The 23447-nt window shown below is 62.9% G+C and carries 19 protein-coding genes and 1 riboswitch; of the genes, 8 read left to right on the top strand and 11 right to left on the bottom strand.

Features of this window, described 5'->3' with window-relative positions; all coding sequences use genetic code 11:
• Nucleotides 1–11: 11 nt before the first annotated feature.
• Genes gcvP through gcvT form a run of 3 tightly spaced genes read right to left on the bottom strand, consistent with a single transcriptional unit; the run spans nucleotide 12 to nucleotide 4315 of the window.
• Nucleotides 12–2822 (bottom strand): aminomethyl-transferring glycine dehydrogenase, encoded by a 2811-nt coding sequence (gene gcvP / locus NLY33_RS22415; protein WP_023708464.1) that lies wholly within the window; start codon nucleotides 2820–2822, stop codon nucleotides 12–14.
• A gap of 17 nt (nucleotides 2823–2839) precedes the next feature.
• The gene (gene gcvH, locus NLY33_RS22410; protein ID WP_023681591.1) at nucleotides 2840–3208 is read right to left on the bottom strand and encodes a glycine cleavage system protein GcvH; all 369 of its coding nucleotides are present in this window, start codon (nucleotides 3206–3208) and stop codon (nucleotides 2840–2842) included.
• Nucleotides 3209–3214: 6 nt separating this feature from the next.
• A complete protein-coding gene (gene gcvT / locus NLY33_RS22405; protein WP_023704534.1) occupies nucleotides 3215–4315 on the bottom strand; it encodes a glycine cleavage system aminomethyltransferase GcvT in 1101 nt (366 codons plus the stop codon).
• Nucleotides 4316–4464: 149 nt separating this feature from the next.
• Nucleotides 4465–4551: riboswitch (glycine riboswitch) on the bottom strand.
• A 189-nt stretch (nucleotides 4552–4740) separates the two neighbouring features.
• Here gcvT and NLY33_RS22400 point away from each other — a divergent pair.
• Nucleotides 4741–5742 (top strand): hypothetical protein, encoded by a 1002-nt coding sequence (locus NLY33_RS22400; protein WP_023704535.1) that lies wholly within the window; start codon nucleotides 4741–4743, stop codon nucleotides 5740–5742.
• 151 nt (nucleotides 5743–5893) lie between these two features.
• Here NLY33_RS22400 and NLY33_RS22395 read toward each other — a convergent pair whose 3' ends face one another.
• From NLY33_RS22395 to NLY33_RS22370, 6 genes are all read right to left on the bottom strand, one after another.
• Nucleotides 5894–6685 (bottom strand): molybdopterin-binding protein, encoded by a 792-nt coding sequence (locus NLY33_RS22395; RefSeq protein WP_023681588.1) that lies wholly within the window; start codon nucleotides 6683–6685, stop codon nucleotides 5894–5896.
• A 1-nt stretch (nucleotide 6686) separates the two neighbouring features.
• Entirely contained in the window at nucleotides 6687–7562 is an 876-nt protein-coding gene (locus NLY33_RS22390) for a cytochrome b/b6 domain-containing protein (RefSeq protein WP_023704536.1), read from the bottom strand.
• Nucleotides 7563–7698: 136 nt separating this feature from the next.
• Complete coding sequence (locus NLY33_RS22385) at nucleotides 7699–8391, bottom strand: DUF1345 domain-containing protein (RefSeq protein ID WP_023704537.1); 693 nt, start codon at nucleotides 8389–8391, stop codon at nucleotides 7699–7701.
• A gap of 21 nt (nucleotides 8392–8412) precedes the next feature.
• Nucleotides 8413–8886, bottom strand: a complete 474-nt coding sequence (locus tag NLY33_RS22380; RefSeq protein ID WP_023695438.1) for a YaiI/YqxD family protein — start codon at nucleotides 8884–8886, stop codon at nucleotides 8413–8415.
• 63 nt (nucleotides 8887–8949) lie between these two features.
• Nucleotides 8950–9519 (bottom strand): S-(hydroxymethyl)glutathione synthase, encoded by a 570-nt coding sequence (gene gfa / locus NLY33_RS22375; RefSeq protein WP_023708465.1) that lies wholly within the window; start codon nucleotides 9517–9519, stop codon nucleotides 8950–8952.
• A 67-nt stretch (nucleotides 9520–9586) separates the two neighbouring features.
• Nucleotides 9587–10714, bottom strand: a complete 1128-nt coding sequence (locus tag NLY33_RS22370; protein WP_023704539.1) for an S-(hydroxymethyl)glutathione dehydrogenase/class III alcohol dehydrogenase — start codon at nucleotides 10712–10714, stop codon at nucleotides 9587–9589.
• 238 nt (nucleotides 10715–10952) lie between these two features.
• On the opposite strand from NLY33_RS22370, the gene NLY33_RS22365 reads away from it, so the two are divergent.
• The 4 genes from NLY33_RS22365 to NLY33_RS22350 all read left to right on the top strand — a co-directional run bounded on the left by NLY33_RS22365 (nucleotide 10953) and on the right by NLY33_RS22350 (nucleotide 18274).
• Nucleotides 10953–12965 (top strand): acetyl-CoA carboxylase biotin carboxylase subunit, encoded by a 2013-nt coding sequence (locus NLY33_RS22365; protein WP_023704540.1) that lies wholly within the window; start codon nucleotides 10953–10955, stop codon nucleotides 12963–12965.
• A gap of 260 nt (nucleotides 12966–13225) precedes the next feature.
• On the top strand, nucleotides 13226–16753 hold the full coding sequence (gene dnaE, locus NLY33_RS22360) for a DNA polymerase III subunit alpha (RefSeq protein ID WP_023704541.1): 3528 nt from the start codon (nucleotides 13226–13228) through the stop codon (nucleotides 16751–16753).
• 169 nt (nucleotides 16754–16922) lie between these two features.
• Nucleotides 16923–17321 carry a nuclear transport factor 2 family protein gene (locus NLY33_RS22355; protein ID WP_023667583.1) on the top strand — a complete coding sequence of 133 codons (399 nt, stop codon included), beginning with the start codon at nucleotides 16923–16925 and terminating at the stop codon, nucleotides 17319–17321.
• Nucleotides 17322–17470: 149 nt separating this feature from the next.
• Nucleotides 17471–18274, top strand: coding sequence for a potassium channel family protein (locus tag NLY33_RS22350; protein ID WP_023704542.1), 804 nt, complete (start codon nucleotides 17471–17473; stop codon nucleotides 18272–18274).
• Between the two features lie 12 nt (nucleotides 18275–18286).
• Here the strand turns inward: NLY33_RS22350 and NLY33_RS22345 are convergent, their stop codons facing one another.
• Nucleotides 18287–19168 carry a DMT family transporter gene (locus NLY33_RS22345; RefSeq protein ID WP_023704543.1) on the bottom strand — a complete coding sequence of 294 codons (882 nt, stop codon included), beginning with the start codon at nucleotides 19166–19168 and terminating at the stop codon, nucleotides 18287–18289.
• A gap of 183 nt (nucleotides 19169–19351) precedes the next feature.
• Here NLY33_RS22345 and NLY33_RS22340 point away from each other — a divergent pair, with 183 nt between their 5' ends.
• Nucleotides 19352–19858 (top strand): hypothetical protein, encoded by a 507-nt coding sequence (locus NLY33_RS22340; protein ID WP_023704544.1) that lies wholly within the window; start codon nucleotides 19352–19354, stop codon nucleotides 19856–19858.
• 6 nt (nucleotides 19859–19864) lie between these two features.
• On the opposite strand, the gene NLY33_RS22335 is transcribed toward NLY33_RS22340, so the two are convergent.
• Entirely contained in the window at nucleotides 19865–21193 is a 1329-nt protein-coding gene (locus NLY33_RS22335; RefSeq protein WP_023704545.1) for a DNA polymerase IV, read from the bottom strand.
• A gap of 67 nt (nucleotides 21194–21260) precedes the next feature.
• Between NLY33_RS22335 and NLY33_RS22330 the strand changes: the two genes are divergently transcribed.
• On the top strand, nucleotides 21261–21836 hold the full coding sequence (locus tag NLY33_RS22330; RefSeq protein WP_023681576.1) for a GNAT family N-acetyltransferase: 576 nt from the start codon (nucleotides 21261–21263) through the stop codon (nucleotides 21834–21836).
• Between the two features lie 99 nt (nucleotides 21837–21935).
• Entirely contained in the window at nucleotides 21936–23423 is a 1488-nt protein-coding gene (locus tag NLY33_RS22325) for a hypothetical protein (RefSeq protein WP_023681575.1), read from the top strand.
• The last annotated feature ends 24 nt before the right edge of the window (nucleotides 23424–23447 follow it).

The raw sequence follows: 23447 nt of genomic DNA, 5'->3' as shown, positions 1-23447 counted from the left end.
AGGCCAGAGTGTTATTCGGCGGCGCCGAGATATTCCGACAACGGCGGGCAGGAGCAGACGAGGTTGCGGTCGCCGGCGACATTGTCGATGCGCGAGACCGGCGGCCAGTATTTGGCCGCCGTATCGACATCGCCAGCGGGGTAGGCCGCTTCCAGCCGCGAATAGGGGTGAGTCCACTGGCCGGCAAGGGTTTCGGCCGCCGTGTGCGGGGCATTGACCAGCGGGTTGTCCTCGAGCGGCCATTCGCCCTTCGCCACTTTCGCTGCCTCGCCGGCGATGGCAATCATCGCCTCGCAGAACCGGTCGAGTTCGCGCTTGGGCTCGGACTCTGTGGGCTCGACCATCAGCGTGCCGGCGACAGGGAACGACATGGTCGGCGCGTGAAAGCCGTAGTCGATCAGCCGCTTGGCGATATCATCGACGCTGATGCCGGCGCTCTCCTTGAGGACGCGCGTGTCGAGGATGCATTCATGCGCGATGCGATCGTGCCTGCCCTTGTAGAGAAGCGGGAAGTGCGGCGCGAGCCGCGTCGCCACATAATTGGCCGAGATGATCGCCGTCTCCGTCGCCTGCTTCAGGCCGGCGGCGCCCATCATGCGGATGTACATCCAGGTGATCGGCAGGATGGAAGCGCTGCCGAACGGGGCAGCGGACACGGCATGCGCCGAACCTTCGGTGACATGACCCGGCAGATAGGGTTTCAGATGCGCCCTGACGCCGATCGGACCGACGCCCGGACCGCCGCCGCCATGCGGGATGCAGAAGGTCTTGTGCAGGTTCATGTGGCAGACATCGGCGCCGATATCGGCGGGCCGCGCCAAAGCAACCAGGGCGTTAAGGTTGGCGCCGTCGAAATAGACCTGGCCGCCATGCTCGTGAATGAGAGCGCACAGGTGGCGCGCGCCTTCCTCGTAGACGCCGTGCGTCGAGGGATAGGTGAACATCAGGGCTGCGAGATTCTTCGAATGCTCGTTGGCCTTGGCCCGCATATCGTCCATGTCGATATTGCCGTCCTCCAGGCAACGCACGACGACGACGCTCATGCCGGCCATCGCCGCACTCGCCGGATTGGTGCCATGCGCGGACTGGGGGATCAGGCAGATGGTGCGATGGCCTTCGCCACGCGAACGGTGATAGGCGCGGATGGCGAGCAGGCCGGCATATTCGCCTTGGCTGCCGGCATTGGGCTGCAGGCTGACGGCGTCGAAGCCGGTGATCTCCGCCAGCCAGCCTTCCAGCTCGCCGACCATGGCGCGATAGCCGGCCGAATGGCTGGCCGGCGCGAAGGGATGGAGGTTGGCGACAACAGGCCAGCTGACCGGCATCATTTCGGCCGCCGCGTTGAGCTTCATGGTGCAGGAGCCCAACGGGATCATGGTGCGGTCGAGCGCCAAATCCTTGTCGGCTAGCCTGCGCAGCAGGCGCATCATGTCGGTCTCGGAGTGGTTTTCGCGGAAAACCGGCTGGGTCAGAAACTCCTTGCCGCGCGGCTTGCCGGGCATCGCGCCGGCCTCAGTAGCGCCGGACTTGGCGCCGAACAGGGCGGCGATAGCCTCGAGATCCGCCTCGGTCGAGGTTTCGTCGAAGGCGATGCTGATGCGGTCGGCATCGATGACGCGCAGCAGCCGGCCACCTTTTTCAGCGGCAGCGGCGATCGAAGCTGCCTTGCCCTTCACTTCGGCCGTCACCGTGTCGAAACGGCTTGAGCCGAGCACGGAAACACCAGCGGTTTTCAGGCCTGCTGCGAGGCCGTTGGCGAGCTCATGAATTCGGGCTGCGATCGCCTGCAAACCAGTAGGCCCGTGCCAGATCGCGTATGCGGTCGCCATGTTGGCAAGCAGCGCCTGCGCGGTGCAGATGTTGGAGGTCGCCTTGTCGCGGCGGATATGCTGTTCGCGCGTCTGCAGGGCGAGGCGATAGCCGGGACGGCCCTTGCTGTCGATCGACTGGCCGACGAGGCGGCCGGGCATCAGCCGGGTCAGCTTGTCGGAGACGGCGCAATAGGCGGCGTGCGGGCCGCCAAAGCCCATCGGCACGCCAAAGCGCTGCATCGGGCCGACGGCGATGTCGGCGCCAAGCCTGGCCGGCGCTTCGGTCAGCGTGAGCGCAAGCGGATCGGCGATGAAGACGACCACGGCGCCGGTGGCGCGAGCCTTCTCGATCGCCGCCTTGTGGTCGCCATAGACGCCAAACGTGTCCGGCCAGGAGACCAGCAGGGCGGCGGTGTTGTCGTCGATGGTCTCGCCATCGATCTCGATGCCGAGCGGCTCGGCCCGGGTGCGCACGACGTCCAGCGTCTGCGGATGCGGCGTGCCGGCCAGCGCCACCTTGGTGCGCTTGTCGCGGTGATGGCGCAGCGCGATGCCGACCGCTTCGGCCACCGCCGTCGCTTCGTCGAGCAGGGAGGCCGAAGCCACCGGCAGGCCGGTCAATTCGGTGACCAAGGTCTGGAAGTTGAACAGCATTTCCAGGCGGCCCTGGCTGATCTCGGCCTGGTAGGGCGTATAGGCGGTGTACCAGGCCGGGTTCTCGAACAGGTTGCGCTGGATGACCGGCGGCACATGGACGCCGTGATAGCCGGCGCCGATGAAGCTCTTCAGCACCCTGTTTTTTGCCATGATCGCCGACAATTCGGCCAGCGCTTCGGCTTCGCTCGCCGGCGCGGGAAGGGCTAGCGGCAGATCGAGGCGGATCGACTGCGGCACGGCCTGGCTGATCAGCGTCTCGACGGAGGGAACGCCGATCACGGCAAGCATGGCTCTGACGTCGTTTACATCAGGACCGATGTGGCGGGCCGAGAAGGGGGTAAGTGCTGCGCTCATGGCAATAGGTCCTGATGTCAACCGATATGGGCTTTGTAGGCGGCCTCATTCATGAGGCCTGCGAGTTGGCCTTCGTCGGCGAGCTTCATCTTCCACAGCCAGCCGTCGCCGGTCGCAGCGGAGTTGACCAGCGACGGGTCCGAGGACAGCGCGCCGTTGGCGTCGGTGATCTCGCCATCAACCGGCGCATAAACATCGGATGCCGCCTTGACGGATTCGACGACCACGGCGGTGTCGCCCTTACTGAGTTTGGTGCCGATTTGAGGCAGTTCGACGAAGACGAGATCGCCAAGCTGTTCCTGCGCATAGTCGGTTATCCCGACGGTGGCGATGCCTCCCTCGACGCTCAGCCATTCGTGATCTTGTGTGAAATAGGTTTTTGCCATCGGAATTTATCCTTTGCGGTAGCGATGAGGAGTGAAGGGCAAGGAACTGATATCGATCGGGATTTTCGTCCCGCGAACGTCGGCGAAGAGTTTCGTGCCCGGCTTGGCCAGGGCGGTTGTGGCGTAGCCTATGGCGACGGGATGGCCGGCCGAAGGGCCGAAGCCGCCTGAAGTGACGTGGCCGGCCGGATCGCCGTCGGCATCGAACAGGGCGGCACCGGCGCGCACCGGCTGGCGGCCGTCCGGCTTCAGGCCGACGCGCTTTTGCGACGGTCCGCGCTCAAGGATCGAACGCAACGCGTCAGCGCCGATGAAGGATCCGCTGGCGCGGAGATCTTTGGGGATCGCCCACATCAGGCCGGCACTGGCCGGATCGATCTCCGGCGTGATGTCCTGGCCGTGCAGGCAGAGGCCGGCTTCCAACCGCAGCGAGTCGCGGGCGGCAAGGCCGATCCACAACACACGCTCGTCCTCGAGCAGTTTGGCGACCAGAGCCCGCGCATCCGCCTCCGGCAGGCCAATCTCGAAGCCGTCCTCGCCGGTATAGCCGGAGCGGCTCATGAACCAGTTTTGCTTCGGCTCGATGCCATGCATGAACAAGAGTGAGCCGGTCTCGATGCCGGCGCGGGACAGAGCGGCCCAGGCTTCGGGTCCCTGGATCGCCAGGAAGACGCGATCGAGCGCATCGACTTTCACATCGAAATCGGTCGCCAGCGCGCGCAGATGCTTCTCGTCCTCGACCGCATTGCCGGCATTGGCGACAACCATGAACCTGGTATCGCCGAGTCGGGTGACGATCAGATCGTCGATGATGCCGGCGGCCTCGTTGAGGAAGAAAGTATATTTGGACTGCGAAATGTCGAGCGCGCCGGCATCGAGCGGGCAGGCGCGGTTCAGAAGTGCCGCAGCGCCCGGCCCGCTGACCGCGAACAGCTTCATATGCGAAATGTCGAACAGGCCGGCATGTTCGCGGGTGTGAAGGTGCTCCTTCATCACGCCGGCCGGATAGGTCAGCGGCATCGACCAGCCGGCGAAGGCGCCAAAGCGCGCGCCGGCGGCGGTGTGCAGATCTTCGAGGGGTAGGTGTTTGGTGTCGTCGCCCGTCATGTCATCTCCAGAGTCGCACGCAATCGGCCGCTGCTGGCGACCAGTCCGTGCCCCTCTGTCTGAAGCCTGAGAGACTCGCGCAACCGGAACTCTGTCGGCGACGCTTACACCTTCGGCGCGGGGGCAAGCCCCGACTTTCCAGAGTGTCTTTCCCGTCTACGGTTCTTTTGCCTGAGAGATTTCGGGCGATTTCCCCTTCGGCGACAGCTCGCGCTGCTCTCTCCCGCAAACAGGTAGGACTCAAAACTTGAGCCCTCGACGCGCCATCCATAGCTTGTCGGCGACACCTTGTCACCTGCCCGCGACATCTTCCTGACAAGTCTTCGCTAACCACGCCGTTTGCCGGTTTTTCAAGACAATGCCGATATTCTGGGCCGATTGTTTGGCCGGCAATTGCGTTGGGCACGGCGGATGGGGATTGACAGATGGGCGAACGGATCGGGAGCGCGCCGGTGGCGGGGCTGGCCTCGAAGGACCGCATCACGGCGGAAGATGTCGTCATGCTGCGTCGCGAAGTGTTCGCCGACGGCGTGGTGACGCGCGGCGAGGCCGAAGCACTGTTTGCGCTCGATGCGACAGCGACGGACAGGTGCCAGGAATGGCCTGAATTCTTCGTCGAGGCGGTTGCCGACTACATCGTCCATCAGGAAAAGCCGGCCGGCTATATCTCAGAGGACAATGCCGACTGGCTGATCAGAACGATCTCGCGCGACGGCATGGTCGACAGCCTCACCGAGCTGGAGCTGCTGGTGCATGTGCTGGAAAGGGCGAAATCGTCGCCCGGCCGGCTCTCCGCCTATGCGCTCGAGCAGGTCGCCAACGCGGTGGTCGACGGCAAGGGACCACTGATGCTCGGCGGCGCGCTGGTTCCCGGGCTGGTCGCCAAGGCAGAGGTCGATCTGTTGCGCCGCATTCTCCATGCCTATGGCGGCGACGGCAACATCGCCATCACACGGGTTGAGGCCGAGGTGCTGTTCCAGATCAACGAGCAGACCGCAGCGGCCCACAACGACCCGTCCTGGAACGACCTGTTCGTCAAGGCGCTCGCCAATTTCGTCATGTGTTCGGCCGGCTACGAAGCGCCGACGCGCGATGTGGCGCTGCGTCGTGACAGTTTCTTGGACCAGGCCGAGCCCGAAATTGGTGGCTTCTTCAGCCGCATGGTGTCGGGCGGACTGGCCGGCATCATGGAAGCCTATCGTTCGCCCGGCGATATCGAGGCCGAATGGGAGTCGAAGAACCGTGCCGCCGAGGCACTCGCGCGCCGCGCCGAGACGATCGACGCCAGCGAGGCGAAATGGCTGGCCGATCGCATCGGCACCGACCGCCCGCTGCGTGACAATGAACGCGCGCTGCTGACGCTGATCAAACTCGCCTCGCCGGAGATACATCCGGCGCTCAAGCCACTGCTCGACAAGGTTGCTTAAGCCGCGCCGTTTTCTGCGACCGTTTTGCAGAGGACGATATTGGAGTGTCTTCAGGCCAATCGCCAAGTTCGGCCACGCGCTCGAAACCGGCTTCCTCAGGCAAGCTCGGTTCGGTCGGAGTCAGATCGTGCTCGGTCAGAATGCGAGGCCATCAAATCCCGCCATACCAGTCATAGCCATTGTCTTCCCAATAGCCGCCGCGGCCGCCGCCAATATTGGCAAAACTGTCGACGAGCTCGATCTTGTAGAGATACTTCGGCATCTTGTAGCCGAGCTGTCGTTCGACGCGCACGCGCAGCGGCGCGCCGTTTTCGACCGGCAGCGGCTTGCCGTTGAGGCCGTAGGCCAGGATCGTCTGCGGGTGGCGGGCATCGATCAGGTCGATGGTGCCGTAATATTTGATTTCCCCGGAGAGGCTGCGATCGATCGTATCGAGGCAGTGGAACATGACATAGCGGGCCTGCGGCTTGACCACAGCCTGGTCGAGCACCAGCGACAGCGGGGTGCCGGTCCATTTGGCGATGCAGCTCCAGCCTTCGACACAGTCGTGGCGGGTGATCTGCGTGCGGCTCGGCATGTTCTCCAACTGCTCGCGGCTGAGCGACAGCGGCTTTTCGACCAGGCCCGTTACCTCCAGCCGCCAGTCGGCGAAATTGTTGGCGAGCAGGCCCTTGTAGGTGTCATCGTCGGGCGCGGTGACGCCGTTCGGCCGCTGCGGCTGGCGGATGTCGGCCTCGGTGAATTCCGGCGCCAGAGCATCGCGGCCGGCAAGCCAGCGTTGCGCGCGGTAGGTCAGGCCATTGGCGTTTTCGAGGAAACTGCGCAGGCCATCGCCCATGCCGAGCTGGCTGTCGAAGGCATCGCAGCCCGACAACATGATGCCGGAAACGCCGAGGCCGGCGCCCGTCAGGAACTTTCGGCGGCTGATCTGGAATTTGGCCATCTCACGCACTCCTCTCGGTGTCGCCATGCCTTGGCGGATCGGTGCGGTACCAGCCGGTGATGATCGAGCGCAGTTCGTTGATCGGGCCGGCGGCGAGGATCATCAGCATATGGACGATGAAAAAGCCGACCAGCAGCACCATCACCGTGAAATGGATGGTGCGCGCCGTCTGCCTTCCGCCGAGCAGTTCGTTGAGCCAGGGCAGCACCGAGTTCATGCTCGGCGACATGGCAAGGCCGGTGATGATAATGAGTGGCAACAGCACGAACAGTACGCCGCCATAGGCCATTTTCTGCAGCGTGTTGTATTCGCGTGTGTGGTGGAACCTGAGCTTGGCGTGCTCGATGATGTCCTGCGGCAGCCGCTTGAGATCGTCAAGGCGCGGCGCCAGATCGCGGCGCAGATGGCCGTTGACCAGGCTGGCGACCAGCCAGACGACCAAGGTGGTTGTCAGTATCCAGGCGAAGAAGAAATGCACGACGCGGGCGGTGCCGAGATCGTAATAGGACGGGATTGTCGCCCAGGACGGGAAGGCACGCGACGTTTGCTGCCGGGCCGGGCCCGACCAGCCGAGCACGCCTGTGGTGTCGAAGCGATGGCCGAAGATTTCGGTATAGCCGCGCGGGCCGGTGGCGGTGTTTTCGGCGCCGATGGCAAAGACGGTGTTGTTGTACTCGAAGCCGGATTGCTTGCCGATGTAGAGCTGCGGCCGGGCATTGAAGATCTGCAGGCCGGACAAAAGCAAGAAGAACAGCGAGATCGCCCACAGCCAGTGCGTCAGGCGGGTCCAGCGCGATTGCCGGTAGATCAGCGTCGCATCCTTCGTTGAGGCGGCATCGACGCCTGCGCCGGGCTGACTCATGGTAATGGTTTCCATCTTTTCCTCGCCTCCGGCTGCGCGATCCTGGGATGGCCGCGCTCGTCCTTGTCCTCCCAATACGTCGCTATCGAAAGCGATGTTTCATGCGATCACGTTTTTATTACGGGCACGGGTTTATCGCGGGCACGGATACTCAATTGCCGAGGCTGACCGCGAGATTGACGACGGCGGCGACGATGACGGTGTTGAAGAAGAACGACAGGATCGAATGGACAAGCACCACGCGGCGCATATGCGAGGTCGTGATCGCCGTGTCGGCGGTCTGCGCGGTCATGCCGATCACCGTCGCGAAATAGAGAAAGTCCCAACCATCCGGCCGTTTGCTGCCGGGAAAATCGAGGCCGCCGACCGGTATCTTCTTCTTGGTTTCGGCATCGATCGCGTCGCCGTCCATCCAGTAGACATGCGCATAGTGGAGGGCGGCCATGGCATGGATGGTGAACCAGCCAAGCGGGATCGACAGCATGGCGAAGCCGAGTTCGATGGGGTCGCGATCCTTGTGATTGATCAAAAGGAACAGCAGGACGATGGCCATGGCGACGATGCCGAGCGTGATGGCAAAGATGCCCAGCACTGGGAGGTCCAGTTCGCGCGCGTTCTTGCTGAGATAGCGGCCGGACAGCAGCGGCATCTTGGCGATGACGAGCGCGATGAAGACGACGAAGAACGCATCGGCGGCAATCGAGATCGAATAAGCAAGCCGCGTGGAGACGGGGAGCGATCCAATCAAAGGCAATACCGCGGCAAATACGACCAGACCGACGGCTAGCGACACAAAGAACTGCTTGTGCCGCTGCAAGGGGTTATTCGGCGATGTGTCGGCCATAGCCCGACCTCGGATGATGCTTCACGTCTGGTCGGGTGTGACGGATTTCAGAGCCCGCCGCAAGATACGGTCGAGCTCACCCAGGAAACGCGAGCGATCCTGTGGCGCAAAGCTGGCATTGTAGCCCTTGCTCTCGCCGGTTTCGCGCAGATGCTGCTTCAAATCGCGCATTGCAACCGCCATGCCGATGGTCTCCGGCGTGAACGGCCGGCCGGTTGGCCCAAGCACATGCGCGCCGAGCGCCACGGTGCGAGCGGCAAGCGGGATGTCGGCGGTGATCACGATGTCGTTGGGTTTTGCGTTCTCGACGATCCAATCGTCAGCGGCATCGGCGCTTTTAGAGACGACGACGTTGCGGATCATAGGATCGCGCGACGGACGCAGCCCGCCATTGGAGACGTAGGTGACGACCACGCCATGGCGCTCGGCGACCTTCTCGACCTCGGCTTTCACCGGGCAGGCGTCGGCGTCGACGTAGATGGCGGGTGCCGGCATTGTCTCTCCAAACGAACATGGGGCCGGCATGTTACCCGGCCCCATGGCAGAAATCTCGTACTGTCAGGCCGGCCGCGCGCCCGACTTCTTCGCCGTCCAGGTGGCAATGTAATCCATCAGGCCGGGGTTGAGACAGTCATAGGGCTCGAGGCCCATCGACTTCAACTGGCCGCGAATGCCGTCCATGCGCTTGGGGGCAACACCGGATTCGATGATCGACGACACGAAGGCGGTGAAGCCTGGCGGCGACCAGCCGTCTTCCTCGAAGCGTTCGGGATGGATGAAGGACAGGCCCTTGAACGGATGGTCGCGCTCGACCGGCCCGTGCATGTGGACGCCGCAGCCGGTGCAGGCGTGACGCTGGATGAGTGCCGAGGGATCGACCACTTTCAGCTTGTCGCCATTCTCGGTGACAGTGACGTCGCCCGTGCCGGCGACCGCCACGACCGAGAACACCGCGCCGTCAGGCTTCCAGCATTTGGTGCAGCCGCAGGCATGGTTGTGCGCGATCTGGCCCTTGACCTTCACCTTCACCGGCTTGCTGGTGCAGGCGCAGACAAGCGTGCCGCCGGCAAAGCTTGCGCTCTCCTTTGGCAAGCCATTGTCGATTTTGGGATGCAGTTTCTCAGGCATTTTATTCCTCCCTTGTTGAACCCGTGCAACTTCAGTCGCTGGCCCTTCGGTCGGCGGCTTCTTCTCCTCAATAAACGACGACGCTCCTGATCGACTTGCCCTCATGCATGAGGTCGAAGCCCTTGTTGATGTCCTCAAGCTTCAGCAAATGGGTGATCATCGGGTCGATCTGTATCTTGCCGTCCATGTACCAGTCGACGATTTTTGGCACGTCGGTGCGGCCGCGTGCGCCGCCGAAGGCGGTGCCCATCCAGGTGCGGCCGGTGACCAGCTGGAACGGCCGGGTCGAAATCTCCTGGCCGGCGCCGGCCACGCCGATGACGACCGACTTGCCCCAGCCGCGATGCGAGGCTTCCAGCGCCTGGCGCATCACCTTGGTGTTGCCGGTGCAGTCGAATGTGTAGTCGGCGCCGCCGATCTGGTCGGCGCCGCGCTTGGTCAAGTTGACGAGGTGAGGAACGATGTCGCCGTCGATCTCCTTCGGATTGACGAAATGCGTCATGCCGAAGCGCTCGCCCCATGCCTTCTTGTCGTTGTTGAGGTCGACACCGATGATCATGTCAGCGCCGGCGAGCTTCAGGCCCTGGATGACGTTGAGGCCGATGCCACCGAGACCAAAGACGACAGCAGTCGCGCCTTGCTCGACCTTCGCGGTGTTGATGACCGCGCCGATGCCGGTGGTGACGCCGCAACCAATGTAGCAGATCTTGTCGAAGGGCGCGTCCGGGTTGACCTTGGCGACGGCGATCTCGGGCAAAACGGTGAAATTGGAGAAGGTCGAGCAGCCCATATAGTGGAAGATCTTGTCCTTGCCGATCGAGAAGCGCGAGGAGCCATCGGGCATCAAGCCTTGGCCCTGCGTGGCGCGGATGGCGGTGCACAAATTGGTCTTGCGCGACAGGCAGGATGGGCACTGCCGGCATTCCGGCGTGTAGAGCGGGATGACGTGGTCGCCCTTCTTGACCGAGGTGACGCCCTTGCCGACATCGACGACAACGCCAGCGCCTTCATGGCCGAGGATTGCCGGAAACAGGCCTTCGGGATCGGCGCCCGACAGGGTGAACTCGTCGGTGTGGCAGATGCCGGTCGCCTTGATCTCGACCAGCACCTCGCCTTCGCGCGGTCCGTCGAGGTCGACCTCCATGATTACCAACGGCTTTCCGGCGGCGACAGCGACAGCGGCGCGGGTTTTCATCAGGCAATTCCTCCCAAGGCGATTGGTCTTCAGGCTTTCAGGGTTTTTATACTGTTTCAACCCGATTTGGCGACCAAATATGGCGCAAATCTTGGCCCAGTCGTCGGCGAGCCCGATCTTCGCCTCTCGGCACGGGCCTGGCGGGGAGGGAGTGTCTTGATGGGTGCGCTGCCGGCGGTGCTTGAGCCCGGCTGCCGAAGCCCATAAGAAGGACGAAAGACCCGAGGAAACGCCTTCGATGTTCACGAAAATCCTGATCGCCAATCGCGGCGAGATTGCTTGCCGCGTCATCAAGACGGCGCGCAGGATGGGGATTGCCACCGTAGCGGTCTATTCCGACGCCGATCGCGACGCCGTGCACGTCGAAATGGCCGACGAAGCCGTGCATATCGGGCCATCGCCTGCCGCGCAAAGCTATCTCCTGCCTGAAAAGATCATCGCTGCCTGCAAGGAGACGGGCGCGCAGGCCGTGCATCCCGGCTACGGTTTTCTGTCGGAGCGGGCCGCCTTCTGCGAAGCGCTTGAGGCTGAGGGCATTGTCTTCATCGGTCCGAAACCCAAGGCTATCAAGGCGATGGGCGACAAGATCGAATCGAAGAAGTTCGCCAAGGCCGCTGAGGTGTCGACGGTTCCCGGCTGGCTTGGTGTCATCGAAAATGCCGACCATGCCGAAAAGATCGCCGGCGAGATCGGTTATCCCGTGATGATCAAGGCCTCGGCCGGCGGCGGCGGTAAAGGCATGCGCATTGCCTGGAGCCAGTCGGAAGTGCGCGACGGCTTCGACCGGGCGCGCTCGGAGGCGAAAAGCTCGTTCGGCGACGACCGAGTCTTCATCGAAAAGTTCGTCGTCGATCCGCGTCATATCGAAATCCAGGTGCTGGCCGACGCGCATGGCACCGCCCTCTATCTCGGCGAGCGCGAATGCTCGATCCAGCGCCGGAACCAGAAGGTTGCGGAAGAGGCGCCGTCGCCATTCCTCGATGCCAGGACGCGCAAGGCCATGGGCGAGCAGGCCGTGGCGCTGGCCAAGGCGGTCGACTACCAGAGCGCCGGCACCGTCGAGTTCATCGTCGATGCTGAAAAGAACTTCTATTTCCTTGAAATGAATACACGATTGCAGGTCGAGCATCCGGTGACGGAGCTTGTTACCGGCATCGACCTGGTCGAGCAGATGATCCGTGTCGCCGCCGGCGAGAAGCTGGCGATCGAGCAGAGCGACGTCAAGCTGAACGGCTGGGCGGTGGAAAGCCGGCTCTATGCCGAGGATCCCTGTCGCAATTTCCTGCCCTCGATCGGCCGGTTGACGCGCTACCGGCCGCCGGAGGAGGGCAAGTTCGGCGATGTCTTCATCCGCAACGACACCGGCGTCACCGAAGGCTCCGAGATTTCGATGTTCTATGATCCGATGGTGGCAAAACTCTGCACCTGGGCGCCCACGCGTATCGAGGCCATCGATGCCATGTCGGAAGCGCTGGACAGTTTCGTCGTCGACGGCATCGAGCACAACATCCCGTTCCTGGCGGCGCTGATGCAGCATCCGCGCTGGCGCGAGGGGCGGATATCGACGGGCTTCATCGCCGAGGAATATCCTGACGGCTTCGCGCCGATCGTGCCCAATGGCGATGAAAAGGCAGTGCTGGCGGCGATCGCCACCGCGGTCGAGCTTCTGCGCCGCGATCGGCTTGACCGGCTGGGCGGGCGGCTGGCGCCGCATTCGGGCGCACTCAAGCGCGATTGGGTGGTGAAGCTCGGCGACGACTATCTCCAGGCTTCGATCATCGAGGGCATGATCTCCATTCCGATGGAAATCGATCTGTCGGTCGATGGCGGCAAAGCGCTGACCGTGGCGTCCGACTGGCGGCCGGGCGACCTCATCTGGCGCGGCACTGTCGGTGCCCGCAAGGTCACGGCGCAGATCAGGCCGGCGCCGAACGGCCTGCGCATTGCCTGGAAAGGCATGTCGGTGACGGCGCGCGCCATGCTGCCGCGCACGGCGGAGCTGGAAAGGCTGATGCCGGAGAAGGTGGCGCCGGACACGTCCAAGATGCTGCTTTGCCCGATGCCGGGCCTGGTCGTGTCGATCGCGGTTGCCGAGGGGCAGGAGGTCAAGGCCGGCGAGACGCTGGCCGTGGTCGAGGCGATGAAGATGGAAAACGTGCTGCGCGCCGACCGCGATCTTGTCGTGTCGAAGCTCAACGCCAAGCCGGGTGACAGCCTGGCTGTCGATGCGGTGATCATGGAGTTCGCCTAGAGATTGTTTGGAAATTCTACTCCGGCGGCCATCTGAAGGTGGTTTCTGCGCTTCCCGTGCTCACGGACCAATGGCCGCTGCGCTCCGGTTCTCGAAACCACCATCATATGACTCGCCAGAGCGAATTTCGAACAATCTCTGAGCCGTGCGGCTGGGTACGGAAGCCTGTGGTCGGTGGTCATTTGTGCTGGACTGGCATCGCCCGGTCCGGGACAATACATCTCCATCGACTCAAAGCCCTTCGAGCAATTTGAAACATCATGGCGGATGACAAACTTCCACGCGATCCCCTGAGGCGCGAAGCAGCGCTCGCTGCTGCGCGCCCGGAGGCGCCGGCGCGGCCGTTCATCCATCTGCGCGTGCATTCGGCGTATTCGCTGCTCGAGGGCGCCTTGCAGGTCGCCGCCGTTGTCGGTCATGCAGTCAAGGACGAGTGCCCGGCAATCGCAGTCACCGACACAAACAATCTGTTCGGCGCGCTGGAATTTGCCCAGAAGGCGGTGAAGGAAGGCATCCAGCCGATTATCGGTTGCCAGATCGATCTCGCCTTTTCCGGCGAGACCAGCGACGCGCAGCGCGACCGCCGCCGCCATGGTCCGGAGATGCACGCCGTGGTGCTGCTCGCCGCCACCGAGGCCGGCTACAGCAACCTCGTCAGGCTGGTCAGCCAGGTCTATCTGGAGACGCCGCCGGGCGAGCCCGTGCATCTGACGTCAGCAATGCTGGAAGGCCATAGCGATGGCCTGATCTGCCTCAGCGGCGGGCCGCGCGGCCCGATCGGCCGGGCGCTGAAGGAGGATCGCCGAGATCTTGCCGAGACGCGGCTTCTGGCACTCAAGGCGCTGTTCGGCGACCGGCTCTATGTCGAGCTGGACCGTGTTTCCGGTTATGACCGCGCTATCGAGAAATCATCGGTCGACCTTGCCTATATCCATGATCTGCCGCTGGTCGCCACGAATGAGGCGTTCTTCGCCGCCCGCGACGACTATGAAGCGCATGACGCGCTGATCGCCATTGCCGAGGGGTCCGTCGTTGCCGCCGACAACCGTCGCCGGCTGACTTCGGACAATTTCCTGCGCAGCCAGGCGGATATGGCGCGGCTGTTCGCCGACCTGCCGGAAGCGATCGACAACACCGTCGAGATCGCGCTGCGCTGTTCCTACTATCCCAAGACCCGCAATCCGATCCTGCCACGCTTTACCGGCGGCGATGTCGCCGACAATGAGGTGGCGCTGAAAGCGGAGGCCGATGAACTGCGCCGGCAGGCCCATGAAGGTCTCGACGCCCGGCTGGCGGCGCATGGACCCACCGCCGGCTACACGGTCGAACAATACCGCGAGCGGCTCGATTTCGAGCTCTCCATCATCGAGAAGATGAAATTTCCCGGTTACTTCCTGATCGTGGCCGACTTCATCAAATGGGCGAAGGCGCAAGGCATTCCGGTCGGGCCGGGCCGTGGTTCGGGCGCCGGATCGCTGGTCGCTTACTCCACCACCATCACCGATATCGATCCGCTGCGCTTCTCGCTGCTGTTCGAGCGCTTCCTCAATCCGGACCGCGTGTCGATGCCCGACTTCGACATCGACTTCTGCCAGGATCGGCGCGAAGAGGTCATCCGCTACGTCCAGCAGAAATATGGCCGCGACCAGGTGGGACAAATCATCACCTTCGGTACGCTGCAGGCGCGCGCGGTGCTGCGCGACGTCGGCCGCGTGCTGCAAATGCCTTACGGCCAAGTCGACAAGCTCTCCAAAATGGTGCCGCAGAACCCGGCCAATCCGGTCAAGCTGGCGGATGCCATCGCCAACGAGCCGCGCTTTGCCGAGGAGGCCGAGAAGGAGCCGATCGTGCAGACGCTGCTCGATATGGCGCAAAAGCTGGAAGGGCTCTACCGCCACGCTTCGACGCACGCCGCCGGCATCGTCATCGGCGACCGGCCCTTGTCGGAACTGGTGCCGATGTACCGCGATCCGCGCTCCGACATGCCGGTCACCCAGTTCAACATGAAATATGTCGAGCAGGCCGGGCTCGTAAAATTCGACTTCCTCGGCCTGAAGACGCTGACGGTGCTGGAGACGGCGGTGAAGCTGATCCGCCGGCGCGGCATCGAGATCGACCTGGCGACGATCCCGCTCGACGATCCTGAAACCTACGCCATGCTGTCGCGCGGCGAAGTGGTCGGTGTGTTCCAGGTGGAAAGTGCCGGCATGCGCAAGGCGCTGATCGGCATGCGGCCCGACTGCATCGAGGACATCATCGCGCTGGTGGCGCTCTACCGTCCCGGCCCGATGGAGAACATCCCGACCTACAACGCCAGAAAGCATGGCGAAGAGGAGATGGCATCGATCCATCCCAAGATCGACCATCTGGTGAAGGAGACGCAAGGCGTCATCGTCTACCAGGAACAGGTGATGCAGATCGCGCAGGAACTGTCGGGCTATTCGCTCGGCGAAGCCGATCTGCTGCGTCGCGCGATGGGCAAGAAGATCCGCGCCGAAATGGACAAGCAGCGCGAGCGTTTCGTCACCGGTGCGGTCGAACGCGGCGTCGGCAAGCCGCAGGCCGACTTCATCTTCGACCTTCTGGCCAAGTTCGCCGACTACGGCTTCAACAAATCGCACGCGGCCGCCTACGCCGTCGTGTCCTACCAGACCGCCTATCTCAAGGCGCATTACCCCGTCGAGTTCCTGGCGGCGTCGATGACGCTCGACATGGGCAATACCGACAAACTCGCCGATTTCCGCCAGGATGCGCTGCGTCTCGGCATCGAGGTGGTGGCGCCGTCGGTGATGACCAGCTTCCGCAATTTCGAGGTCGGCGAGAACCGCATTTACTATTCGCTGGCGGCCCTCAAGGGCGTCGGCGACGCTGCGGTCGAGCACATCGTCGCCATGCGCGGCGAAAAGCCGTTCAAGAATCTCGCCGATTTCTGTGAAAGGGTCGATCCCAAGATCGTCGGCAAGCGCGTCTTCGAAAGCCTGATCATGGCCGGCGCGCTCGACTGCTTCGGCCACGACCGCGCCCAGATGATGGCCGGCGTCGAACGGATGATGGGGCTGGCTTCTCTGGCGCAGCAGAATGCCATTTCGGGCCAGCACGACATTTTCGGCGCGTCGCTCGGCGCGCAGCAGCAGGCGCTCAATTTGCCGCAGACCGATCCGTGGCTTGCCGCCGACCGGCTGCACCGTGAATTCCAGGTCGTCGGCTTCTATCTTTCGGCGCATCCGCTCGACGAGTACAAGGCGGCCCTGCAGAAGATGCGCGTGCAGAACTGGGGCGAGTTCTCGGCTGCGGTCAAACGCGGTGCCGCCGCGGGCCGGCTCGCCGGCACCGTCACCACCAAGCAGGAGCGCAAGACCCGAACCGGCAACAAGATGGGCGTCATCGCCTTTTCCGACACATCTGGCCAATATGAAGCCGTGCTGTTTTCGGAAGGGTTGGCGCAGTATCGCGATCTGCTCGAGCCCGGACGTTCGGTGGTGATCACCGTTTCGGCCGAGGATAGGCCCGAAGGGGTCAATCTGCGCATCCAGACGGTGCAGTCGCTGGAGGATGAGGCCAGCCGTATCCAGAAGGCGCTGCGCATCTTCGTTCGAAATGACGGGCCTGCGTCGGCGATTCAATCGCAGCTTACCCAGCGTGGGGAAAGTCAGGTAAGCATTATCGTCATCAAAGAAGAGGCGCAGGGCGAGATCGAGATCGAATTGCCCAACCGCTACCGCATCTCGCCGCAGATCGCGTCGGCCATGCGCGCGGTGCCGGGTGTGGTCGAAGTCGAGCTCGTCTAGGCTGCGCTGATATACACGGCAATCGCATCGACGTCGGCCAGTGCATGACGGCATAAAGATGCTCTGGGCCTGACATTGCAGCCGATAGGGCCAGCGTGCGGGGCGTGGTTGACCTGACCTTCCTTTGAACCACATGCGTTGAGCAGAAACTTCAAAGGAACGCACAATCATGCCCAGCCGCGAACGCGTCGAAGCCTTCCTCAAGGAGGTGGTCGAAGGCAGCCACGTCAAAGCGATCGCCGACTTCTACCATGACGATGCCACCATGCAGGAAAATCTCGGCGTCCCGCGGCGCGGCAAGGAAACACTGATGGCGCATGAGCAGGCAGCACTCGATCGGATCGAGAAGATGCACACCCATCCTGTCCAGACATTCCTGGTCGATGGCGACAATGTCGCCATCCGCTGGACCTTCGACCGTGTCGACAAGGCCGGCACCGTGCGCCGGCTGGAAGAGGTGGCCCTGCAGCGCTGGCGTGGTGACCGGATTGCGGAGGAGCGGTTCGTCTACGACACCGCCTCGGCCTGGCGCCTCGTCGGGCCGGACGGCAAGGTGGTGGAGGGGTGACGATCACCGGGTCAGATCATGATGAGATTTGGTTGAAATCTCATCATGATCTAACCCTTTGTTGGAGCATGATCTTTTCCAAAAACCGGCACCCACTTTTTGGGATCATGCTCTAGACGGCCCCGGCTGGGACAGTTACGCACTTGGTGATGAAAGCAGCCGAGAAGGACGGATTGCAGCAAAGCTCAGCGATGGCGCGGCTGCGTGACCGGCTGCGCAAGCTCTATCACGGACGCACGCCGGCGGCGTTCCGGTTTCAGCTGGTGGCGGTCATCATCGACCTCGCCATCATCGCCTTCTTCGTTGCCACGCCGGTGCTCCAGGACAAGCCGTCATTCCTGTGGCTCGACTATACCGTCGCCGCATTGGTCGCCGCCGACCTGATTGCCCGGCTGTTAGCCTCCAACGACATGCTGCGGCTGATGAAACAGCCGACATCCTGGGTCGATGTCTTCATCCTTCTGACGCTGCTGATGCCGACGGCGCTGGCAAATCTGGCGTTCCTGCGCATCCTGCGGCTGTGGTCGCTGTCGCGCAGCGGCTCGCTGTGGCGGCATTTCGAGATGCGCGGGCTAAGGCCATGGCGCGAGGCGAGCCAGGCGGTCATCAACCTTTTGACGTTTCTCTTCGTCATCACCGGTTTCGTCTACACCTTCTTCTTCCGCTTCGGCGCCGGCCTCGAAAACTATGTCGATGCGCTTTATTTCACCGTTGCCACGGTGACGACGACCGGTTTCGGCGACATCGTGCTGCCGGGAATTGCCGGCAAGCTGACCGCAATCGTCACCATGATCATCGGCATCTCGCTGTTCGTCAGGCTGGCGACAGCGATCTTCCGACCGGCCAAGGTGCTCTTTCCCTGTCCACAATGCGGCCTGCAGCGGCACGAACCGGACGCCGTGCATTGCAAGGCCTGCGGGCATCTCCTCAACATCCCCGACGAAGGAAGCTGATTGGCGGCGGTGCTATGACGTAGCCACTTCCGCTGGTTGCGGCGCCTTGCGCTGCAGGTTGAGCAGGTTGCCCAGCAGGATCAGCAGGGCGCCGCCGGCGGTGAAGGCGTCGATCTGCTCGCTATAGAGCAGCCAGCCGATCAGCGCCGATAAAGGCACGCGCAAGAAGTCCATCGGCGAGATGACGGTCGCGTCGGCATAGGCGAGTGCGCGGGCCATGCAGAAATGCGAAGACATGCCGGTGAAGGCGATCAGGACGATCCACGGCCAGAGTTCCAGTGGCGGGTTGCGCCATTCGTAGAGCGCCGGGATCAAGCCGACTACCGACTGGATGATCAGCATCCAGAAGATGATGCGCACGACGCTGTCGGTGCGTGTCAGCGACTTGACCATGACCACCGAAATGCCGAAGCAGACAGCGGCGCCGAGCACGATCAGGTGCCCCGGATCGACGGCGCCAACGCCGGGCCGCACGATGATCACCACGCCGATCAGCCCCAGCGCGATCGCCGCCAGCTTGGGTCGGGAGAGCCTTTCGCCGAGGAAGGCCACCGCCAGCAGGGCCGTCCAGATCGGCGTCGTGAATTCGATCGAAATCAGCACGGCCAGCGGGATCAGTGTCAATGCGTAAAGCCATGCCGCCTGGCCGGTATAGTGGATGACATTGCGGGCGAGATGGGCGACGGGGCGCTGCGTGCGCATCGCCGCAAAGCCGCCGCTCACAATCACCAGCGGCAGCAGGATGAAAAAGCCGATCACCGAGCGCAGTTCCAGCACCTGGAACACGTTGAGCTCCGCGGTCGTGGCGCGGCCGGCGACCGACATCGCCAGGAACGAGGCGATCGACAGCGCCATCCAGAACGCGGCTTTGGGGATCGATGGGGAAGGTGCCATAGGCGCTATGTCGCAAGCCGGGGCTTCCATCGCAACCGCTAGGCGACGCATTCGACTGGGCCAGACCCGTTGCAAAACAGCCATGCTGGAAGTGGAACCTGACGCAACGGCAGGCGTTGGTTCCCGGTATTGGCCAATTGCTGGACGCATCGTTTCTTAAACATCAACGGGGGAGAGATTCCGATGAAATCATTCGCGCGGTTTCTGCTAGCCGGCTGCCTGCTAACTGCAAGCGCCGCGGCCCATGCCGACGAGGCGAATTTTCTCAGCTCCTTGCAAGGGAATTTCTCCGGCAAGGGGACAGTCAAGGTCACCACCGACGCACCGACGGTGAATGTGTCCTGCACCTTCAATTCCGACGCGACCTCGAGTTCATTGTCGCTTGACGGCAATTGCCGTGGTCTTGTCGTGGTGACGCGCGCCATCAGCGCCAATCTGAAGGCCCGCGGGGCGAAGTATACTGGCGTCTATGTCGGGTCGCGCACCGGGCCGGCACAGCTCGCCGGCAGCCGTTCCGGGAACGCGATCAGTCTCGGCATTCGCTGGGCGGCGGAGGTCAATGGCGATCGCAAGGCGTGGTTGACGGTGGAGAAAACCAGCGGCGACGGAATGCGGTTGACCGTTACCGACGTCGATCCGAAAACCGGCAAGAACGTGGTGACGAGCCGCATCGATCTCAAGCGTATCTAAGCCGTCTCACTCCTCGATCGGCTCCGGCGGGTTGGCGTTGCGGCCTTTACCGAAGGTGTAGCCGGTTTCCACCGCCTTCTTGCCGAACTTGTCGCGCAGCGTATCGATGGCGCTTTCGGCCATGGCGCGCTTGCGCGAGCCGACGTCGACGAGATCGGGCGGATCGGCCTTCTCGTCATCCGAGAGATCGCTGACACCGATGCCGAGCAGCCGGTACTTTGTCCCGTCCGCCTCCTTGCGCAACAGCTCGAGCCCGGTCTGGAAAATGCGGTCGGCCAGCCGGGTCGGATCGCCGAGCTGGCGGTTGCGGGTACGCAGCTTGAAATCCTGCGTCTTCAGCTTCAGCACCACGGTGCGCCCGGCAATGCCTGACTTCTTCAGCCGCGCCGAGACCTTTTCCGACAATCCCCTCAGCACTGGAACCAGTTCGCCCATTTCAGCTATGTCGGTGTCGAAAGTGGTTTCGGCCGACACACTTTTCGCATCCTGGTCGGGATCGACACGGCGGTCGTCCTGGCCGCGCGAGAGATGGTAGAGCCGGGTGCCCATCACGCCATAGCGGCGCATAAGATCGGCGCGCTCCATGCGCTGCAACTGGGCGATGCTGCGGATGCCGTCGCGTTCGAGCGTTGCGGCAAAAGCCTTGCCTACGCCCCAGATCAACGTCACTGGCTGTTCGGCCAGGAAACCCAGCGCCTCGGCTTCGCCGATCACCGAAAAGCCGCGCGGCTTGCGGAAATCGGAGGCAACCTTGGCCAGGAACTTGCAGTAGGAAAGGCCGGCCGAAACGGTGATGCCGATTTCCTTTTCGACGGTCTGCGCAAAGCGCGCCAGCACCACCGCCGGCGGCATGCCGTGCAGGCGCTCGGTGCCGGCAAGGTCGAGAAACGCCTCATCGATGGAGAGCGGTTCGACCAGCGGCGTGAGCGCCTGCATCAAGGCGCGGACATCGCGGCCGACGCGGACGTATTTCTCCATATTGGGCGGGATGACGACCGCTTCCGGACAGGCTTCGAGCGCCTTGAACATCGGCATTGCCGAGCGCACCCCCTTGATGCGGGCGATGTAGCAGGCGGTGGAGACGACGCCGCGCTTGCCGCCGCCGATGATCAGCGGCTTGTCCTTCAGCGCCGGATTGTCGCGCTTTTCGATCGCCGCATAGAAGGCGTCGCAATCGATATGCGCCAGATGCAGCTGGTAGAGCTCGGGATGGCGGGTGAGTCGAGGGCTGCCGCAACGCTCACAGCGCCTGGTATCGCTGCGCTGAAGGGTCAGGCAGTCGCGGCAAAAACCGTGCTCGGGATTGTTGACAGGGGCCGCCATCGCTGCGAACATAAAGAGAACAGATGCAATGGTACGTCAGGACGGAAGCCGCCACAAGCGGTTAGCCGGGAGAGAACTCATGAGCACCACCATAGCGCCGCTGGCGCCTGACCTATGGGCGGATTTCGAGGATCTTTTCGGCAAGCAGGGCGCCTGTTACGGCTGCTGGTGCACGCATTTCCGGATGGCGCCGGCGGTCCGACGGGCCAGCGACAAGCAGCGCAACAAGGATCATATCAAGGCGCGTATCGAGGCCGGGCCGCCGCCGGGGCTTTTGGCCTTCGAGGACGGCCAGGCGGTCGGCTGGATGCAGATCGGTCCACGCGCCGACGTGCCCGAATGGAACAATCGGGGCCGGGGCTCGGCGCCGGTCGATCCAACCGACGCCGTAGATCCCGGCGTCTGGGCCATCTCCTGCTTCTTCATCCGCGCCAGCGCGCGCGGCCGGGGCGTCAGCCACCGCCTGGTCGAGGGCGGCATCGCTTTTGCCCGCCAGAACAAGGCGCGGCTGGTCGAGGCGTGTCCGATCGACGTGTCGCGCGATTCGCGTTCGATCGGGCTGTTCGTCGGCTCGTCTCGTGTGTTTGAAAAGGCCGGCTTCGAGCGGCTTGTCGAACGCAAGGCCGGACGGCCGCTGATGCGGCTGGTGTTGTAGTCAATTACCCGTCGGCGTTTGTTGATGTCCTGTGGAAGCTGTAGGTTGGTGTCATAGCAGACGAACGAAGCGTTCCTTTTTGGTCAAATGGAGAATTTTGTGAACCGTGTCTTGCCGCTTGCTTTCCTTCTCGCCCTCAGCGCTCCTGCCTTTGGCCAGGCTGTCGATGCCCAAGGTGCCAAGCAACTTTCCGATGAGCTCTCTCGCTATGTCGGCAAACAGGCGCTCAATGAAGGCATTTTGAAGATCTCAGCCGAGGAGGGTGCCTACAAGATCACCTTCGATGTGAAGGCGCTTGTGGCGAAGATGCCGAAGCAGGATCTGAAGCGGTTCGATTTCCCGCCCGTCACGCTGCGGGTCAAACCGCGCAGCGACGGAGGCTGGGATGTCGCCTCGGATTTCTCTACGACTGGGTCCATCGAGGTAAATGGCCCAAATGGCCTGAACACCGGGCAAATCGTTGTCAAGGATGGCAAGTTCACGGGCGTCTATGACCCGGAACTGGCGGCATTTACCAGCGGCACCAGTTCGATTGCGGGCATGACGATGACGTCGCGCCAAGTCAGTCAATTGACCGATTTGAGCGTGGGGCTGGGCTCTTCCAAAATTGACGCCAGGAAGTCGGCCAACGGCGGCGTCGATCTTAATTTCACACAGGCGATGGCGGACTTCGTCGAAACGGTCAAAATCGATGACCGGTCAATCGCAGCGCTCCGGGCACCGGAGCTCGCTGTGAACGTGACCGCTAAGGCCATTCAGACCAAGCCGCTTCTGGATCTTTTGGCGTTCGCCGTCGCCCATGAGGACGAGGCCCGGCTGAAGGCCGATCAAGCAGAGTTCAAAACGCTTCTGCTCGGTGCGCTGCCGCTATGGGAACGGATCGATGGGACCTACGCATTCAAAAACCTTGCCATTGAAACATATGCCGGCAATTTCGGCGCGGCGCAGCTGAACACCGTTGTCGGCATGGACGGCATCAGCAAGGACGGCAAGATCAGCTACGCATTCAAGGTTTCCGGCCTGACAATACCGCAGCAGATGCTGCCCAGTTGGACCGTTGCGTTGCTGCCGACGGATCTCGACCTGAATTTCGGCGGCGCCAACATCGATCTCGACAGTATGGCCAGGAAAACCATCGACACCCTCGATTTCAGCAAGGATCCACCGCTGCCGCCAGATTTCGGCGACGAGATTTCCGCCAATTTCCTGGCCAAGATACCAAAATTCGTTCTCGGGCACAGCACGGTGAAGAACGGCGACATCGAGGTCGCCATGGAGGGCGAAATGACGTTCCCCGGCAAGAAGCCGGATGCGAGCGTGACCGTCAACGTAACCGGCTACGACAAGATCGTTGAAACCTTGCAGGCGGCGGCTAAATCTGACCCGGAGGCCTCGCAGGCTTTCACAGGGGCGCTTGCGATTAAGGGATTCGCCAAGACGCTGCCGGACGGCCGTATCGAATGGGTGATCAACGCCAGGCATGATGGGTCGGTGACGGTCAACGGCGCGATGCTGAAGGGGCCTGATCCGGTCGGGGAAGACAACGCCGATCCGGATGCGATCCCTGGGACAGCAACGAAGCCTTGAGCACTGACCTCGGGGGCGGCTAAC

Source organism: Mesorhizobium sp. C432A (assembly GCF_030323145.1).
GTDB lineage: Bacteria > Pseudomonadota > Alphaproteobacteria > Rhizobiales > Rhizobiaceae > Mesorhizobium.
The sequence above is the reverse complement of the archived record's forward strand: the minus strand, read 5'-3'. Positions and strand labels throughout refer to the sequence as shown.